General features: G+C 46.2%; 15 protein-coding genes. 7 read left to right on the plus strand and 8 right to left on the minus strand.

What is annotated here, in order from left to right; translation table 11 throughout:
- Window positions 1-113 precede the first annotated feature (113 nt).
- Both OCV37_RS12175 and kdgR read right to left on the minus strand, forming a co-directional pair.
- A complete protein-coding gene (locus OCV37_RS12175; RefSeq protein ID WP_038183859.1) occupies window positions 114-614 on the minus strand; it encodes a CinA family protein in 501 nt (166 codons plus the stop codon).
- Window positions 615-802: 188 nt separating this feature from the next.
- Window positions 803-1,585: a DNA-binding transcriptional regulator KdgR gene (gene kdgR, locus OCV37_RS12180; protein ID WP_038183109.1), complete on the minus strand. Its 783-nt coding sequence runs from the start codon at window positions 1,583-1,585 to the stop codon at window positions 803-805.
- A gap of 256 nt (window positions 1,586-1,841) precedes the next feature.
- Between kdgR and kduD the strand changes: the two genes are divergently transcribed.
- From kduD to OCV37_RS12205, 5 genes are all read left to right on the plus strand, one after another.
- On the plus strand, window positions 1,842-2,603 hold the full coding sequence (kduD, locus tag OCV37_RS12185; protein ID WP_038183108.1) for a 2-dehydro-3-deoxy-D-gluconate 5-dehydrogenase KduD: 762 nt from the start codon (window positions 1,842-1,844) through the stop codon (window positions 2,601-2,603).
- Between the two features lie 79 nt (window positions 2,604-2,682).
- Complete coding sequence (locus tag OCV37_RS12190; protein WP_038183106.1) at window positions 2,683-3,009, plus strand: cupin domain-containing protein; 327 nt, start codon at window positions 2,683-2,685, stop codon at window positions 3,007-3,009.
- Between the two features lie 36 nt (window positions 3,010-3,045).
- Entirely contained in the window at window positions 3,046-3,687 is a 642-nt protein-coding gene (locus OCV37_RS12195; protein WP_038183105.1) for an RpiB/LacA/LacB family sugar-phosphate isomerase, read from the plus strand.
- Window positions 3,688-3,922: 235 nt separating this feature from the next.
- Window positions 3,923-4,867, plus strand: coding sequence for a 2-dehydro-3-deoxygluconokinase (locus tag OCV37_RS12200; RefSeq protein ID WP_157635041.1), 945 nt, complete (start codon window positions 3,923-3,925; stop codon window positions 4,865-4,867).
- A 56-nt stretch (window positions 4,868-4,923) separates the two neighbouring features.
- Window positions 4,924-5,547, plus strand: a complete 624-nt coding sequence (locus OCV37_RS12205) for a bifunctional 4-hydroxy-2-oxoglutarate aldolase/2-dehydro-3-deoxy-phosphogluconate aldolase (protein ID WP_038183104.1) — start codon at window positions 4,924-4,926, stop codon at window positions 5,545-5,547.
- A 62-nt stretch (window positions 5,548-5,609) separates the two neighbouring features.
- Here OCV37_RS12205 and OCV37_RS12210 read toward each other — a convergent pair whose 3' ends face one another.
- From OCV37_RS12210 to OCV37_RS12235, 6 genes are all read right to left on the minus strand, one after another.
- The gene (locus tag OCV37_RS12210) at window positions 5,610-7,058 is read right to left on the minus strand and encodes an EmmdR/YeeO family multidrug/toxin efflux MATE transporter (RefSeq protein WP_245609138.1); all 1,449 of its coding nucleotides are present in this window, start codon (window positions 7,056-7,058) and stop codon (window positions 5,610-5,612) included.
- Window positions 7,055-8,725: a pectate lyase gene (locus OCV37_RS12215; RefSeq protein ID WP_051680684.1), complete on the minus strand. Its 1,671-nt coding sequence runs from the start codon at window positions 8,723-8,725 to the stop codon at window positions 7,055-7,057. Before OCV37_RS12215 ends, OCV37_RS12210 begins: the two co-directional genes overlap by 4 nt.
- 104 nt (window positions 8,726-8,829) lie before the next feature.
- Complete coding sequence (locus OCV37_RS12220) at window positions 8,830-10,110, minus strand: ABC transporter substrate-binding protein (protein ID WP_038183103.1); 1,281 nt, start codon at window positions 10,108-10,110, stop codon at window positions 8,830-8,832.
- 41 nt (window positions 10,111-10,151) lie between these two features.
- Window positions 10,152-11,291, minus strand: a complete 1,140-nt coding sequence (locus OCV37_RS12225; RefSeq protein ID WP_038183102.1) for an ABC transporter ATP-binding protein — start codon at window positions 11,289-11,291, stop codon at window positions 10,152-10,154.
- 19 nt (window positions 11,292-11,310) lie between these two features.
- Window positions 11,311-12,222 (minus strand): carbohydrate ABC transporter permease, encoded by a 912-nt coding sequence (locus OCV37_RS12230; RefSeq protein ID WP_038183101.1) that lies wholly within the window; start codon window positions 12,220-12,222, stop codon window positions 11,311-11,313.
- Between the two features lie 2 nt (window positions 12,223-12,224).
- Window positions 12,225-13,109 carry a carbohydrate ABC transporter permease gene (locus tag OCV37_RS12235; RefSeq protein ID WP_038183100.1) on the minus strand — a complete coding sequence of 295 codons (885 nt, stop codon included), beginning with the start codon at window positions 13,107-13,109 and terminating at the stop codon, window positions 12,225-12,227.
- Between the two features lie 606 nt (window positions 13,110-13,715).
- On the opposite strand from OCV37_RS12235, the gene OCV37_RS12240 reads away from it, so the two are divergent.
- Both OCV37_RS12240 and OCV37_RS12245 read left to right on the plus strand, forming a co-directional pair.
- Window positions 13,716-14,429: an oligogalacturonate-specific porin KdgM family protein gene (locus tag OCV37_RS12240; protein ID WP_038183098.1), complete on the plus strand. Its 714-nt coding sequence runs from the start codon at window positions 13,716-13,718 to the stop codon at window positions 14,427-14,429.
- Window positions 14,430-14,767: 338 nt separating this feature from the next.
- The gene (locus OCV37_RS12245; RefSeq protein ID WP_038183847.1) at window positions 14,768-16,996 is read left to right on the plus strand and encodes a right-handed parallel beta-helix repeat-containing protein; all 2,229 of its coding nucleotides are present in this window, start codon (window positions 14,768-14,770) and stop codon (window positions 16,994-16,996) included.
- Window positions 16,997-17,174: the final 178 nt, after the last annotated feature.

The raw sequence follows: 17,174 nt of genomic DNA on the forward strand, positions 1-17,174 counted from the left end.
CACTTTCAGGTCATCCCTTGGGGATATCACGTATTCAATCTCATCAATAAAGCTATGAAAAATGAATGAAGCGATTCAGAGGATCAAATCGTGGGGTTGCTTTCATGACGGTATTACGGTGAGACACGCTCATGTTGCAGATAATCATGAATCGTCTGCAAAGCATGGTAAACCACTTGTGAACGAACTTGCGTGCGACTTCCTGAAAAGTGGACTGTTGCCACTTTTTCCCAGCCCGAACGATCTTTCCAGGCAAAGCAGACGGTGCCGACCGGTTTCTCAACACTGCCGCCACCGGGACCGGCAATCCCACTGACCGCAACAGCCAGTGATGCCGGAGAATGTAATAAAGCGCCTGCGGCCATTTCTAAAACCGTCGGCTCACTGACAGCGCCCCATTGCGACAACGTTTCTTCCCGGACATCCAGCATTTGCATTTTGGCCTCGTTACTGTATGTCACAAACGCCCGGTCAAACCAAGCCGAACTCCCGGCGATCTCGGTAATGGCAGTGGCAATACCGCCACCGGTGCAGGATTCGGCAGTGACTAAAATATCACCATATGTGGCAAGTAATTCTCCGACACGCTGACTTAAAGCTTCATGTAATTCCATTGATGTTCCCTTTGTATCGCCGTGATTCATGATCTCTCAATCCATTCATTTTAGAGACTCATTAAGTCAAAGCAAACCGTCAACCGAATATCGGACGCTCCCACGCTGTGAAAGCCGGATTCACAACGTTTGATTCTCACAAAAAATGGCAGCCTGAGCTGCCATTTTACAAACCGAGCCTGTTGCATTTAAACCGGATACTGATGATACCCGAGTTGCTCAGAAATATTTTTGCCGGCCTGATGAAGTAACCCAACATAATAAGACATCCGTTTTTCATCAAAACGAATGGTTGGAAACGAAATCGACAACCCGGCAATAATATTCCCAAATCGGTCATAAACCGGCGCAGCGAGGCAACGCAAACCAGATTCTTGCTCTTCATTATCTTCAGCAAAATGTCTTTCTCTGACATACGCCAGTTCCGCTAACAACTGATCCACATTCTCTAATGTTTTATCGGTATGCTTCACAAACTCAACAGATTGAAGAACCTGACGCACAAAAGACTCATCACGCTCAGACAGTAAAACTTTACCAATTGCGGTACTGTAGAGTGGATTACGTCGTCCGATACGGGACTGCATCCGTAAGTTATAGCCGGAATCAATCTTATGAATATAGATGATAGCGCCGTCGTCTAAAGCCCCCAAATGCACTGCTTCATTGGTTTTTTCAGAGATACAGTGCATCTCTTTATCAGCGAGAGAAACCAAATCAACGTACTCAAGGGATTTTGCACCAAGTTCAAACAGCTTAAGGGTCAGAGAATATTTATCCGCTTCTCCTTCCTGTGAGATATACCCGAGAGACTTCATCGTCTGCAAAAAGCGGTAGGTTGTTGCCTTAGACATCATGAGTCGTTGAGATAACTCAGATACACCGATTTCTTTTTGTTCACCTAACGCCTGAAGAATACTAAATACTTTCAATACCGAAGAAACGGCTTCTGGCTGGGTAGATTTTTGCATGAATAACCTATTCCTCAAATTAGTCTTTTTTTCATTATAACGAAGAGAATTCAGAGGGCCAGTAATTTAAAAAAGGCATTTCAAAAATTTAGAACCAACACAAGAATGACCCAAAATAAATACATGAATCATATTTTATGAAAAACTGTTTCAAAAAAAATTGTCATCAATGTTTTTTTTGTGTAGTGTGATTCATACAAAACGTGAACGACCATGATTCATTCGCGCTGCATGTTACCACTGGAGGAAGCAGAATATGATTCTCGATTCATTCAACCTGCAAGGAAAGGTTGCAATCGTCACTGGATGTGACACCGGATTAGGTCAAGGAATGGCATTAGGTTTAGCAGGTGCTGGCTGTGATATTGTCGGAGTCAATATTGCTCACCCGACTGAAACCATTGAAAAGGTTGAAGCGCTCGGCCGCAAGTTTGTTGCCATTCAAGCCAACCTGATGAAGCTGGACGATATCCCCAATATTATTGATCGTGCGGTTACTGAACTTGGTCACATTGATATTCTGATCAACAATGCTGGCATTATTCGCCGCAATGACGCGATCGAATTTTCAGAAAAAGACTGGGATGATGTCATGGACATCAATGTGAAATCCGTTTTCTTTATGTCTCAGGCGGTTGCTAAACAATTTATTGCACAGGGTACTGGCGGCAAAATCATTAATATCGCTTCTATGCTTTCTTTCCAAGGCGGTATTCGGGTTCCTTCATACACAGCATCCAAAAGTGGTGTAATGGGCATTACACGCTTAATGGCGAATGAATGGGCACAGCATCAGATTAATGTCAACGCCATTGCCCCCGGCTATATGGCAACCAATAATACAGCAGCTCTCCGGGCTGATGAATCTCGTAACCAAGAAATCGTTGAACGAATTCCAGCGGCACGTTGGGGACTACCTGAAGACTTAGCTGGCCCTTGTGTATTCCTGGCATCGTCTGCGTCAGACTATATCAATGGCTATACCATTGCTGTTGATGGCGGCTGGCTCGCGCGTTAATTTGGAGCCATAGACAGAATCGGGAATCTGCAATGATTTCCGATTGATGAACCTTCAATCCAGTTAAAGAGGGGAAAAAATGTTCGTTTATAACCAAGATGTCGCGCTGGAAGATCTTGGGAGTGGTGTGTCACGGAAAATACTCGCCTACAGCGATAATATCATGAGCGTTGAAGTTCATTTTGAAAAAGGCGCTGTTGGTCCGATGCATAACCACCCCCACGAACAACTGACTTATGTATTATCCGGTGAATTTGAATTTACGATTGGCGATGAAACAAAAATCGTCAAAGCTGGAGACGTGCTTTATAAAGAGCCGAATGTCATGCACGGGTGTGTCTGTCTCGAGCCCGGCGTGTTACTCGATAACTTTACACCGATGCGGCAAGATTTCCTCAAATCATAAATCTATATTGCGGTATTCAACCGCAGGAGCATAAACATGAAAATCGCGTTAATGATGGAAAACAGTCAAGCGGCTAAAAACGCTGTGGTCCTGAATGAGTTGACTCAAGTCGTGACACCACAAGGTGACTCAGTCTACAACGTGGGGATGAGTGATGAAAACGATCACCACCTGACTTACATTCATCTTGGCATCATGGCCAGTCTGCTGCTCAATTCAGAAGCCGTAGATTTCGTTGTGGCCGGATGTGGTACGGGTCAGGGAGCAATGATGTCTCTCAACATTCATCCGGGTGTTGTCTGTGGATACTGTCTGGAACCATCGGATGCATTTCTGTTCAATCAGATCAACAACGGTAATGCACTTTCACTCGCCTTTGCCAAAGGCTATGGCTGGGGAGCAGAACTCAATATCCGCTATATTTTTGAAAAAGCATTCACCACTGGCGAACGTGGACAGGGTTACCCACTGGAGCGCGCAGCACCACAAAAGCAAAATGCCGGAATCCTGAATCAGGTCAAATCTGCGGTTGTTAAAGATAACTATCTCGATACATTAAAAGCCATTGATCAAGAACTGGTCAAAACAGCTGTATCAGGACCACGTTTCCAAGAATGTTTCTTCGACAATTGTAAAAAGCCAGACATTGCCGCGTATGTGCGTGACTTGCTGAAATAGTTTCACTGATTTGTTCTACCTACCAAAGATTAAGAATCAGTTGCTTGTCAGCCTGTCATAGGCTGACTTTTTCTGTACCTGACACCCAGAAACGATGACGTGTGAGTTTTGATGTCTCGTGCGAAGAATCAATAATCAAAGATCTTAATCACATAAAAATGAAACCTTATTTTATTTTTAAATCAATAAAAAATAAGATAGCCTTTTATTCGGTTGTTATTCTCAGGAGCTTCTTATGTTGCCAATAACTCAGGTCGCCATTATTGGTGAATGTATGGTTGAATTGCGGCGAACCAATCATCGGGTCGAACAAGGGTTTGGCGGGGATACACTCAACACCGCGATCTATCTGTCGAGATTAACGCATTCGCAAGGGATTACCACCGCTTATGTGACAGGCTTGGGAAAAGACCCATTCAGTCAAGATATGCTCAACGCCTGGCAACAGGAAGGCATTGATACCCGGATGGTTGACATCTCCCCTGACAAATTACCGGGCATTTATGCGATAGAAACCGCAGACGATGGTGAGCGTAGCTTTTTCTACTGGCGTAATGACTCTGCGGCTAAGTATTGGTTACGACAGCAAACGCCAACCGAGCTTGCAGCACGTTTAGCACAACATGGTTTAATTTACTTAAGTGGTATTAGTCTGGCAATTCTGCCTTCAGACTGCCGCGAAATTTTACTTGAATCACTGCGCCTCTGTCATCAAGATGGAATAGCCATTGCGTTTGATAATAATTACCGCCCAACGTTATGGGAAAATGCAACGGAAGCCCAACATTGGTACACCCAAGTATTAGCGATTACCGATTATGCGTTCCTGACATTTGATGATGAAACGGCGCTTTGGGGAGATACTCAAATCAGTCAGACACTTGCGCGGACGCAAGGGCTCGGAGTGAAAGAGATTGTGATTAAACAGGGCGGAGAGGCTTGTATCGTCGCTTGCGATTCATCTCAATGGTCGGTCTCCCCTGAGCCGGTTAAACAGATCGTGGACACAACGGCAGCCGGTGATTCTTTCAGTGCCGGATATCTCGCCGCCCGCCTGTTAGGCAAATCCTGTGAAGCATCTGCCCGGTCAGCGCATCAGCTGGCAGGATTGGTGATTCAACATCGTGGCGCGATTATTCCTCAACAGCACATGCCGAAGATTGACAGTCAGTCCGTGTAGGGACAGATGAAGCTGTATGGATATAACACCAAGCATTTGAAAATAAGGGAAAAAAAATGAAAACACTCGAACAGCAGTTAGCCACCATCCGGGTTATCCCGGTCATTGCGCTGGAAGATGCACAAAAAGCCGTCAAACTGGCTCAGGTTCTGATCGAAAACGGACTTCCTTGTGCTGAAGTAACCTTTCGCACAGCACAAGCGGCACAAGCCATCGCCAATATGCGTGAAGCTTATCCAGACATGCTAATCGGGGCCGGAACAGTGCTAACAACCGCTCAGGTAGATGCAGCGATCACGGCAGGCGTAGACTTTATTGTTAGCCCGGGCTTGAACCCAACCACGGTAAAATATTGCCAGCAGAGACAAATCGCCATTATCCCGGGAGTCAATAACCCAAGTCTGGTTGAACAGGCTATGGAAATGGGACTGAAAACACTCAAGTTCTTCCCGGCTGAACCATCGGGCGGTACTGCCATGCTCAAAGCACTCTCAGCCGTTTATCCTGTCCAATTTATGCCTACCGGCGGTATTAGTCCTCAGAATATTAAAACCTATCTGGATATCAAAAGTGTGCTGGCTTGCGGTGGGACATGGATGGTTCCGAATCAACTCATCAATGATGAAAAATGGGATGAACTGGCCGCGCTGGTCAAAGAAGTTGCCACAATCATCGGCTGATCGCACAGCCATATCTCTCTTTCAAAAAAAGCACCTGTGTTACTGACTCAGGTGCTTTTTTGCTAGTTTACTCTGGGTGAATGTCGCCGATAAACACTTAGCCACCCTTGGGTCACCATCCGATAAAAATAAATACTGCCACGGATCCACCAGTCGGCATACATCCCCAGCCAGACACCATAGATATTCATTCCCAGCGTAATCCCGAGAAAATATCCCAGTATCATCCGTCCGCCCCACATGCTGGCAATCGCAACCCACATACAGAATGTTGCATCTCTCGCCCCTTTAAATGCTGCCGGTAAAACAAAAGAAGCGCCCCAAACTGGTGTCATGAGTGCATTGATCAACAGCAAATGGGTGACCACACCGACCACTTGATCGTCAGCAATATAAAAACGGGCAATTGTTTCAGCCATTGGCACAATCAGACACGCAAACAACGTCAACAGCCCGGTGGCAAGCCAGAAAATTAACTTCATTTCCTGAGATGCAACATTCGGTTTATGCTGCCCCAGACGTTTGCCAATTAATACTGTCGATGTCATCGCTAATGTATTACCGGGGATATTTAACAGTAGCAATACCGAAAAGGTCACAACATTCCCCGCCATCGCAACCGTCCCCATACCGGCAACCATGATCTGCGTGATCAGTTTGCCCAGATTAAACATCAGCGACTCAACACTGGATGGAATGCCGATCGCCAGAATCTCCACCAGTGTTTCTCGCTGAAAAGGGCGGAAGTACTGCTGAAGCCGCACCCGAAGCACTGAATTTTTCACCAGACAAACCAAGATAAGGAGCGCCCCCATCCATCGGGCAGCAATGATGCCGATACCTGAACCAACCACGCCCAAACCACTCCAGCTCCCGGGAAAAAACGCATCAGTCCCATAAATCAACGGGTAACTGAACGCAACATTGAGTAGATTCATCAGAATATTACTGAGCGCCGGCAGACGAGAATTTCCGACGGCTCGCAGCACCCCACTACCAGCGAGTGTGATAGCTAAGGCCGGGTAGCTGAAAACGATAAGCTGCAGATAGAGCTCACTCAAATTCATGACCTGTTCGGTTGCCCCATAAGCAACGACTGAGATAACCGGTGTAACCAGACAATAGATCAGCACTAAAGCGCACAGGCTCATCAGGACACTTAATGACATCACCTGACTGGCACAATCCTCGGCTTTTTGTCGATCCAAGCGGCCAAAAGCTTGTGCGATCACCACCGATCCCCCCAAGGCAATCGCAGACAGCAGTGAAATGACGACCCAAGTGATACTATCCGTAATCCCCACGGCAGCCGTCTCTTGTGCCCCGAGTCGGCTCACCAGAATCGTACTGATGATGCCCATCATGACCACACAAGTCAGTTCAATAAAAATCGGCCAGGTAAATGGCCAAATATCCCGTTGAAATAACACCCAATACCGATGACGTATCACCCTCCGCAGGCCGGGATAAGCGAGTGCGGATCTGATTTGATTGACACATTTGGGATTCACACATTGGGTCCTGTTACCATAGCCATCTCAGGATAAGGCTGGTCATAAATGACATCGCGGTCGTAAACAATTTTGATGTCTCCGTGAATACGTTGTTCCCCGTGTAAATAGCCACCGGTCGAGAATAATGGCGGGAGCTGTGCATAGCACTGTTGATATGCCGCTTCAATCGCAACTAAGGCATAGGGAATCGGGTCATCGAGCCGTGCATTCTCCTGTTGAGAGTGCGCAATAAACAATCCACTCTCGGCATGGTAATGGTGTGCCAACAGATTCTCAGCCACCGCATCGGCCAAATGCAACACATCAGCAGTGGGATGGTATTGATTCAGCTCTAACAGGGCAAAAATCAAATATGCCGATGCGCACGTCGTTGTTTGAGCAAGATGAACCGGAGCAAGTGTCGCCGGATCAAGTTCTCCTAAATTAAAGCGCGCAAACATACGGCTCACCAGTTGGTATAATTCAGGATCCTCCGTCAAAAATGCGGCTTTCATTAACGGCAACAAATAAGCCGGGTCGGCAGGCTGACGCGTTAAGGTTGTCCCTTTATCGCCGTAGTAGCCATCCCGGACGAAGGTATAGCCAGTCATATCTAATCCGCTATTCCACATAGGAATCATGAGGTTATCCGGTTCATCCCATGCATAACGAAAATAAGCTTTCAATCCGTCACTCACCCATTCAAGCCACTGCCGATCACCGACTTGCTCGGCACAAGCCATCATCGCCAGCGGGTTATCCATAATGAGCGGCCAACAATCACGAAACAGGACATTGGCCTCACGGGCAATCTCGCCAAACTCAAGACCAAACTGGCGGGCAGCCCGATCGCCAAACCAAGAATAAGTTAAACGATCATTATCCGGGACCGGTTCTCGCTGCTGTGGAGAAGAAAACTGGTAAACCGGCATCCCGGTCGCAGGATGACGAGCTAAAACAAACTGATGATATAAGTGCTTGGCCCAGTTTAAAGCATCCTCATCACCGCTATAGCGGTAGTAATGTACCGCGGCATAGATCAGATCGGTTGAGGCATTAACAAACGTTAAACCGACCGTCTCCGGCAATTGCGGCCATTGGCGGGGATCAACGACCGGCTCAGGCGTGTGCTGTTGAAAAATATTCTCGGGAAACGGCTGACCATACTCACCGTGTCGAGTGAGATCCAGTTTTTGCCAGTCGGTGACATGGGCAGCCCAGAATCCTTTCAGATAATTCGTCGTCACCTCAGGGCGAATTTGATGTAGCAGGTCATAATAAGGAAAATGATGTTTCAGCTCATGTACCTGTGCTTTACTCTCCGGTCCTTCCGGATGACCGGAATGCAGATCAACAAACCGATGGCCACCCCAGTGAAATAATCCACTGTGCGGATCAACATGGTGATCCAGAAAATGGGCTGTCGTCTCTTGTGCCTGTTGTAGAAAAGTCTTATCTCCGGTGACGATACTGATTGCTGTCAGCCCACGCATCAGATTTTGCTGACTGGCAAAGTTACTCATCGCCACACGCCGGCCATCGGGGTAGGTCCAACAAACCGGCTCACCGGAGGTGACACAAATGCCATCCGCCAGCAGTGGCGAAGCATCAGCATGTGCCAATGTCAGCGCTTGCTGATAAAACCGAGTCACAAGCGCCAGACGCGAATGTCGCAATGCAGACATGCAAATCCTCCAATTTAAAATAGATATAGCCCCGTGACCGGGGCTTTTATCGAATGGAAATACAGTATAAAAACGCCACTCATCCGGCGAACAGAACCATGTTGCTAATCAGCAATCCGTTTTAATACCCGGTTGCCACGCCGCAGAAAACCTTTCGCTGCACCTTCAACATCGGTCTGACCATAATCCAACTGCTGCATTGACTCTTCAAATAACTCCAGCAACTGTGCATTATCGGTATAGGGTGTCGGGATAATATGCTTCGGCAACTGCTGAGCTAAACGATAGCCTTGATAAGGCAAGCTTTTGTCATCAATCTGACCATCATCCTGTAAGGTTTTAAATCCTGCCAGACTGATGGGCATACCACGAGCCAAGCCCATCGCTTTTACCCCGGCCGGATCATTGAGCAAGAAATCAACCAACAAAGCAGCTTCTTTCGGATGTTTGGTATTCCGCCCGATAGAAAACATCATCGAAGGTCTTGCTAACAACCCTGAGTCCGTTGCCCCGTCAAGCATCGGATAGGGGCCAAGTTCCAGAGTCATCGGTGGCGCTAAGTTCGCTGCATATTTACCAATCGCGGTATCCCACATATACAACCCGCCAAAACGACCATCGATCCACGGACGCATTTCGTACATGTTCCCTTTTCCGTAAGACGCAAACTCTTTGGTTGACGGGAACAGATGACTTTTAACCTGATCGACATAAAGCTGGAAGAACTGTGTCATCTCTTCTTGGTTGAAGTTGATCAGGTTGGTGTCGTGATTAATGATATCTTTGCCATATTTCTGAATAAAATAAGAACGGTTCATGGCAAAAACATCACGCGCTTCAATGACCAACGGATAGTAGTCATCCCCAAGCTTTTCTTTGAAAGCCTGTCCGACTTTCATCAATTCGTCCCATGAGTGAGGATAACCAACGCCAGCTTTCATCCACATATTGCGATTATAAAAGAATACACGGGAAGTCATGCTGACCGGCAACCCATTCAGTTTGCCATCAATGGTCGTCAGGCCGAGCGCACCGGGGAAATTAAACAAATGCAGCGTTTCAGCCTGAGCATTCATATCATAAAACCCATTCCCGTCGCGGGAAAAGAGCGGCATCCAGTTCCAGTTCGTCTGCATCACATCCGGTTCAGTATTGCCCGCAATTTGTGTCGTCAGACGAGATAAATGCCCGTCCCAGCCGGTGTATTCACCTTTGACTTTAATATCAGGATATTTTTCCTGAAATTTTTCCAATGCCTGTAACGTAGCCTGATGGCGGTTATTCCCCCCCCACCATGACATGCGTAGTTCTGTTTGAGCCTGAACCGCCACAGAAGCGGTTGCAATAACAGCAGAAATCAGTGTAGTCAGTACCTTTTTATTCATGGATTAGTCTCCAAATAAGTGATTGTTATTCTCCAGTTTATTTATTGTTGTATAGAGATATTCTTTTCCGTCTCCTTGTCGAAGATGTGTGCTTTATTCATATCCACCATAAATGTCACCCCGGTTCTTAATTCCATGTTGAGCTTATCGCGCACATCATCAATCGGGATTCTGGCGATAAATTCATGCTGTCCGGCACGGAAATGGACATACACTTCATGCCCCATATTTTCCATCCGAATCACATCTCCGGTGATGGTTTGTTGATCGATACCCGGCTCCGTCAGCGCAAGCGTGATACTGTCAGGACGAATCCCCAACACAGTTTTCTGATATCCATGACTGCGGATTCTGGCCGCCTTATGCGGAGGAATTTGTAAAACTTGATCGTCTAACAGGGCAGCCATGTCATCTCCCTGCTCAACCAGCGTGACATCACACATGTTCATTTCCGGCGCACCGATAAATCCAGCAACGAACATATTGACAGGGTTGTTGTACAGTTCATCCGGAGTATCGACCTGCATGATCTCGCCCTGCTTCATCACACAGATTCGGTCCCCCATCGTCATCGCTTCAGTTTGATCGTGGGTAACATAAACCGCTGTTGCCGGGTGATTTTCACGCTTCAGATGGCGATGCAGGTCGGTAATTCGAACACGCATGGATGCCCGCAGTTTGGCATCAAGGTTTGATAACGGTTCATCAAACAAAAATACATCGGGTTTTTTCACAATCGCCCGTCCGACGGCAACACGTTGCGCCTGACCACCAGACAGTTGTCTGGGTAACCGGTCGAGTAGTTCTTCGATTTCAAGAATATGGGCTGCTTCTTCGACGCGCTGGTCAATTTCCTGCTTGGGCAGTTTTTGCAGTTTTAGCCCAAAGCCCAAATTTTCCCGGACAGTCATATGGGGATACAACGCATAATTCTGAAACACCATCGCGATTCCCCGATCTTTCGGGGCCAGATTATTGACAACTTGTCCACCGATGACGATTTCGCCACCGGTTACATTTTCCAATCCGGCAAGCATTCTCAGGGTCGTCGATTTCGCACAGCCAGAAGGACCGACGATAACCATAAACTCACCGTCATGAATGGTTAAATCAACACCATGGACAGCTTTAAAACCATTCGAGTAAACCTTTTCTAATTTGTTAAACTTCACTTCAGCCATTGTGATTACTCCTCAAAATTTAACCTTTAATACCGCTGCTGGTGACACCTTCGACAAAATATTTCTGTGACATGAAGAACACCAGAATTGAAGGAATGATGGCGATTGAAGCCATTGCCAGAATTTCGTTCCATCTTGCACCTTCCGTAACATCGATAGACATTTTCAGTGCCAATGCGATGGGATACTTTTCAACGCTGGAAATGTAGATAAGCGGACCAAGAAAGTCGTTTACCGACCACATAAACTGGAACAGCGCCACAGAGATAATCGCAGGCCGAATAACGGGCACGACAACATGCCAGAGCACCTGAAAAGAATTACATCCATCAATCATTGCAGCTTCTTCCATATCCGTCGGAACCCCACGCAGAAACTGAATCAACATGAAGACAAAGAATCCCTGCGTGGCAAATGCGAAAGGTAGATAAAGCGGCAAATAGGTATCGAGCAGCCCCATTTCACGAAACATCAAATACTGCGGGATCAACAGCACCGACTGAGGCAGCAAAATCGTCGCAATGAGCGTAGCAAACCAAAACTTTTTCCATGGAATATCAAACCGGGCAAAGCCATAAGCGACTATTGTTGATGAAACCACGGTGACAAAAACCTTCGGCAGTACATAAGCAAAGGTGTTCAGGATATAATGTCCGAATGTGTATTCCGTCCCGGTTTTCCACCCATTGATGAATCCGTCCAGACTCCATTCACTCGGAATCAGGTTCATCGACGAAAAGATTTCATGGTTCGGTTTCATTGCGGCAGAAAACATCCACAGCAACGGATAAAGCATCATCACACCGACAATGATCAGAATGGTATAACGAATCGCAGCATTGATTTTTTCACGGCGAATGGTGCGATTGTTCTCCACATAGCTATGATTACTTTTGTTCTGCTCGGCAGAAACACTTATGACTGAAGCCATCGTTATTTACCTCCCTTATCACCTGAATAGAACACCCAGTACTTCGAAGAACGGAATGTGATCGATGTAAATATGGCCACGACGATAAACAATGCCCATGCCAGTGCACTCCCGTAACCCATATCAAAAAACTTAAATGCGGTTTCGTAGATGTAGAGCGAGATCAGATAAGTTGACTTCATCGGCCCGCCACCGGTAATAACGTAAGGTGCAGTAAATTCCTGAAAAGCCTGCGTGGTTTGCATAATAAAGTTGAAGAAAATGACCGGGGTAATGAGTGGCACCGTAACTTTGATAAACATCTGCCATTTGCTGGCACCATCAATCAATGCGGCTTCATACTGAGACTGAGGAACATTCTGCAAAGCAGCCAGAAAGATCACCATGGCCGAACCAAACTGCCACGCCCGCAGCAGCGTGATAGAAAACAGCGCAAAAGATGGCTCACCAAGCCAGTTGACCGCATCGATACCAACCAGAGCCAACATGCCGTTTAATACCCCGTCGATGGCAAACAATGCTCGCCATAACACTGCAATCGCAATACTACTGCCAAGGATTGAAGGGATATAATATGCTGTTCTGAAAAAGCGAATTCCCCGTAACTTAAAGTTCAGGATAAAAGCAATGAATAAGGCAAACGCCAACTTCACTGGAATGGTCAGGAACACATATAAGAATGTGACACTCATTGACTTCCAGAACAAATCATCTTCCGTCAGCATATACCGATAATTTTTAACACCGACGTACTCGGGTGACCTCATCAGATCGTAATCGGTAAAACTCATCAGAAATGACGATACAAAGGGAAATGCAGTAAAAACTAATAGCCCGATAATATAAGGCGACAAGTAAGCAAGTCCCAACTTACGACTTTCATACATATTGATCTCGTCCTCTGAAAAAAAATCAACAGTGGCCGAATGGTCAATTCAGGTGAACTTCTCATTCGGATTCATAATTTCTATTAAACTGAATCCTATCTGAACTGCCAGTACTCAAGCTCATATTTGTGATCTTGAATACCATTTCGTAAATTAATAAACAAAAAATGTGAAATACGGTTTCATTTTTATATTTTTAATAAAAACACCGTTCAATTTATTCATTTCAAGCAAACATATGCGGCACATTGGATATCAAAACAAACCTAATATGAATTCAAATTATGGAGAGAACACCGTAAAATCTCAGCAATCCTTCAGAGCACGGTCAATGACACGCATCGAGCCCCAGAAGAAACATGCTTAAAAAATAAATATTATCAATCATATAAAATCATCAACATTAAAAACCATGCCATTCCGTCTTTTCATGGCCACCAGACCATCAAGAAAATCCCACAAACACTAAAGAGATCACGTTTATTGATACATTTATATTAAAACACCGCTTCACAGATCACGTTATTTATACCAACCAGTTCAAAGACATTGAAAGTGGATATAAATTGAACCATGAGAATACAAATAACAAAACGGTGTTTCAATATGAATAATAAACTAATTATCTCTGCTCTACTCCTCGGTTTAACTGCAAGCGCAGCTCATGCGACTTCACTGAACGTCCGCCATGAATTCATTCCTGAGGAAGGTGAAAAAGCCGCACGCCATCGTGATCGATTGGCAATTTCACATGTGTTTGAGAATGGCATTGGTATCAGCGAAGAAGTGAAATGGGGTTACGAAAAAGACACGGTCAATTTCGGTGAAATGAAGAGTGCTGGTCACGAAACCAAAATCGGCTACAACTACACCATCAATCAAGACTTTAAAATTCAACCGGCCTATGCGCTTGACTCATCTTCAAGTGCCATCGTGCATAAATTTGATCTGAAAGGCGTTTATAAAATCAGTGACAGCTGGAACGCATCCCTCCGTTATCGCTACGGAATGAAAGTGCCGTCCAACGATTCACCGAATTCACATTACAGTCAAATCAACTTCGTCACAGCCTATAAATTCGATCAATACCAAGTCGGGGTTGATTTTGAAGGCAAGTTCGAGCAGTCGGTTTCCAGTGGTTATAACGGCGATAACAATTACCTGAATTTGGTTAACTTTTTCGCGGAATACCAAGGTTGGGACAGCGGCTGGCGTCCATTTGTCGAATTCGGGCTGACATCTCAGGAAACCACCAAAAGTACAGCAGGTAAAGATCAATACGTTCCCCGCTATCGGGTCGGTTTGAAATACAACTTCTAAGTGACTGATTTTAATTATTGATCATTCTGGCAGATATCGAATCCGCACTGCACTGGGGATGCGGCCCCCCAATCATCGGGACCCGCCGTATTTCATCGATATCTGCCCCCTCTAAAAAGTCGCTCTTCGCAAGCGTGACACAAACTGAACTGCCGCAAAACCATAGATCGGGAACATAAACTCAGGAACAGTATAGCGATAAGTACAACGTCGCTCTTGAACAAATAGCGCTGGAATAAATAGCGCTAACACAGTCTCAGGCTGTCATATGAAGACATGTGGAGATCTCACACGGCTTCGAGCTCAGCCTTCTCTTTTTCAATATGAGGTTCACCATGATGAAACTGCACAGAACGACACTACTGATGACGTCGATTTTGTCTTTATCTGCCTGCTCACAATATAGCGCCCTCCCCGCGCCTCAGGATTTAACCTGGCAGGCAATTACCTTCGGTCAGTCAACCGACCTGAATTTCGCATCGACAATTTTACCGGAAAAAATCGGACTCAATGCTGTCACCATCAATGGTCAACCTGTACAACCGGGCCCATTGCTCAACACTTTTACGATTGAAAGTCGTGGGGGCAAGCTGGCCAATTCACACGAAGGGATGACGTTCTATTACACCAGACTTCCCGCCAATGCGAATTTCACTTTATCAGCCGACATGACGCTCAATCAGCTTGGTCCGGAAACGGGTTCCAGCCCCAATCGTCAGGAAGGTGCCGGCATCATGGTCCGTGACATTCTCGGCTCTCCGCGTTTAGATCCACAACCTCCCGGTGCGGAAGAATTCCCGGCGGCATCCAATATGGTCATGCATGCCCTGCGTGCGAATAAAAAGAAAAATAACGGGCTGGTCAATCTCAATGCCACGTACCGGGAAGGCGTTTATCAGCCTTGGGGAACCAAAGGAAACCATATCGTCCGGGATGAATTTATCAAAGGCGTCCCCTACGGCAACAACATCACTTATCAGATGTCACTCAGCCGCAGCGATACGGGCTATCGCGTGACTTATCACTATGGCGACGTTAAAGAGAGCCATGACATCAAAGGGGCGAATACCAATATCATCGCCATGCAGGATCCAAAGTATCAGTATGTTGGTTTTTTTGCCTCACGGAATGCCAAAGTCACCATCAGCAATGCTCACCTGACGGTTCAGCCGGGGACACTGACCAATGTGCCAGCCTATCACCCCCAACCAGCACCATTGGTATTACAGGCAGCCTCTCCCAAACAATCTACCACCGCGAATTATCAATTTCAGTCGCGGGCCAGCAGCACCGGATCATTTACGCTCTATCAGGACGATAAATTACTGGTGAACAACCAAAAAGTAGTCGCCGGGCAACTCTTCAGCGCTGAAACGCATTTAGCAACGCCGACAACGCACTTTTCGCTCCGCTTTACCCCGACCGAAGGTGCCGACCGTTCTGTCAGACAATATCAGCAAACCGTGACCAAAGTTGCACTCAAAGATCCGATGCATTTACGCGTTAATCCTAACGGAGATCATGGCCGACTCACCCTCGAAAAAGCGATTCAACTCCTTCCTCCGGGTGGTACCATCACACTAGAAGATGGTGAATATGGCGCGCTACTCATTCCAATCACCGCCAGTGGCCGCGATGGTCAGGTCAAAACCTTGCAGGCCGGCGGGGATCATGTTCGTTTCACCGGTGACATTACCCATCAGGCAAACTACTGGCATGTATCTCATCTGGAAGTCGCAGGCGCTCGTTATATTGTCCATGGCAGTCACAATACATTTGATCGCATTATTACCCATGATGCTTCAGATACGGGTTTTCAAATTACGTCACCGGCAAAATCTCCCCGCGCATTCTGGGCCAGTCATAACCTTGTCCAGAACAGTCAAAGCTATAACAATATGGATCCATCCCAGATCAATGCCGACGGTTTTGCTGCGAAAATGCGTATCGGAGATGGCAATACCTTTATCCGCTGTATCTCTCACCACAACATCGATGACGGCTGGGATTTATTCAATAAAGTGGAAGATGGCCCCAATGGTGTTGTAACCATTATCGACTCGATCTCTTATAAAAATGGTCAGACGCTTCAGGTCAAAGCCAGAGGCGGCAGCCGGGGGAACGGATTCAAGCTTGGCGGAGAAGGACTCCCCGTCGCACATATCATTAAAAATAACCTTGCTTATCAAAATAATATGGACGGCTTCACCGATAACTTCAATCCGGGGCGTTTGACCCTCGAAAACAACGTTGCCATTGATAACAAACGTTTCAATTTCCTGATTAGAAAAAGTCCTTACACGGCGACACAGAAACAGGGCACATTCACAGGTAATCGCTCTTATCGCTTTTATTCAAACAGTCAATATGATGATGTTGTGAATGCAGAAACTCGTCGGGACAACACACTGATTGTCAACGGCCAGTCTACCGATGATCAGGGATTGCACCCTGCTACAGAGGCATTATCAAAACTGAAACAAGCTGCCAAAATTTCATCACAGGCAAAAATCCCCGGGCAAACCGCGGTACAACATATTCAAACCTGGTTGAATCAACACCCCTGATCAACCTCTTTCCTACTTTGATGTGACTTGTCAGGTTTCACCCAGAAACCTGACATCCCTCGCAAATAAATCAATATAACCAGCTGATTTATATAGATTCTCATTCCCTGTCCGCCAAGGTGTCCTACACTCATTCAATCACCACTTGTGAGTCAGCACTTTATCTATCCGGTGATCT

The sequence above is a fragment of the Vibrio rhizosphaerae genome, from assembly GCF_024347095.1.
GTDB lineage: Bacteria > Pseudomonadota > Gammaproteobacteria > Enterobacterales > Vibrionaceae > Vibrio > Vibrio rhizosphaerae.

What these genes read in the sequence shown, in the direction of transcription:
- OCV37_RS12245 (WP_038183847.1), top strand. Translation starts at nt 14,768, where the DNA reads ATGAAACTGCACAGAACGACACTACTGATGACGTCGATTTTGTCTTTA.
- OCV37_RS12200 (WP_157635041.1), top strand. Translation starts at nt 3,923, where the DNA reads ATGTTGCCAATAACTCAGGTCGCCATTATTGGTGAATGTATGGTTGAA.
- OCV37_RS12220 (WP_038183103.1), bottom strand. Translation starts at nt 10,110, where the DNA reads ATGAATAAAAAGGTACTGACTACACTGATTTCTGCTGTTATTGCAACC.
- OCV37_RS12175 (WP_038183859.1), bottom strand. Translation starts at nt 614, where the DNA reads ATGGAATTACATGAAGCTTTAAGTCAGCGTGTCGGAGAATTACTTGCC.
- OCV37_RS12230 (WP_038183101.1), bottom strand. Translation starts at nt 12,222, where the DNA reads ATGGCTTCAGTCATAAGTGTTTCTGCCGAGCAGAACAAAAGTAATCAT.
- OCV37_RS12225 (WP_038183102.1), bottom strand. Translation starts at nt 11,291, where the DNA reads ATGGCTGAAGTGAAGTTTAACAAATTAGAAAAGGTTTACTCGAATGGT.
- OCV37_RS12235 (WP_038183100.1), bottom strand. Translation starts at nt 13,109, where the DNA reads ATGTATGAAAGTCGTAAGTTGGGACTTGCTTACTTGTCGCCTTATATT.
- OCV37_RS12240 (WP_038183098.1), top strand. Translation starts at nt 13,716, where the DNA reads ATGAATAATAAACTAATTATCTCTGCTCTACTCCTCGGTTTAACTGCA.
- OCV37_RS12190 (WP_038183106.1), top strand. Translation starts at nt 2,683, where the DNA reads ATGTTCGTTTATAACCAAGATGTCGCGCTGGAAGATCTTGGGAGTGGT.
- OCV37_RS12215 (WP_051680684.1), bottom strand. Translation starts at nt 8,725, where the DNA reads ATGTCTGCATTGCGACATTCGCGTCTGGCGCTTGTGACTCGGTTTTAT.
- kdgR (WP_038183109.1), bottom strand. Translation starts at nt 1,585, where the DNA reads ATGCAAAAATCTACCCAGCCAGAAGCCGTTTCTTCGGTATTGAAAGTA.
- kduD (WP_038183108.1), top strand. Translation starts at nt 1,842, where the DNA reads ATGATTCTCGATTCATTCAACCTGCAAGGAAAGGTTGCAATCGTCACT.
- OCV37_RS12205 (WP_038183104.1), top strand. Translation starts at nt 4,924, where the DNA reads ATGAAAACACTCGAACAGCAGTTAGCCACCATCCGGGTTATCCCGGTC.
- OCV37_RS12195 (WP_038183105.1), top strand. Translation starts at nt 3,046, where the DNA reads ATGAAAATCGCGTTAATGATGGAAAACAGTCAAGCGGCTAAAAACGCT.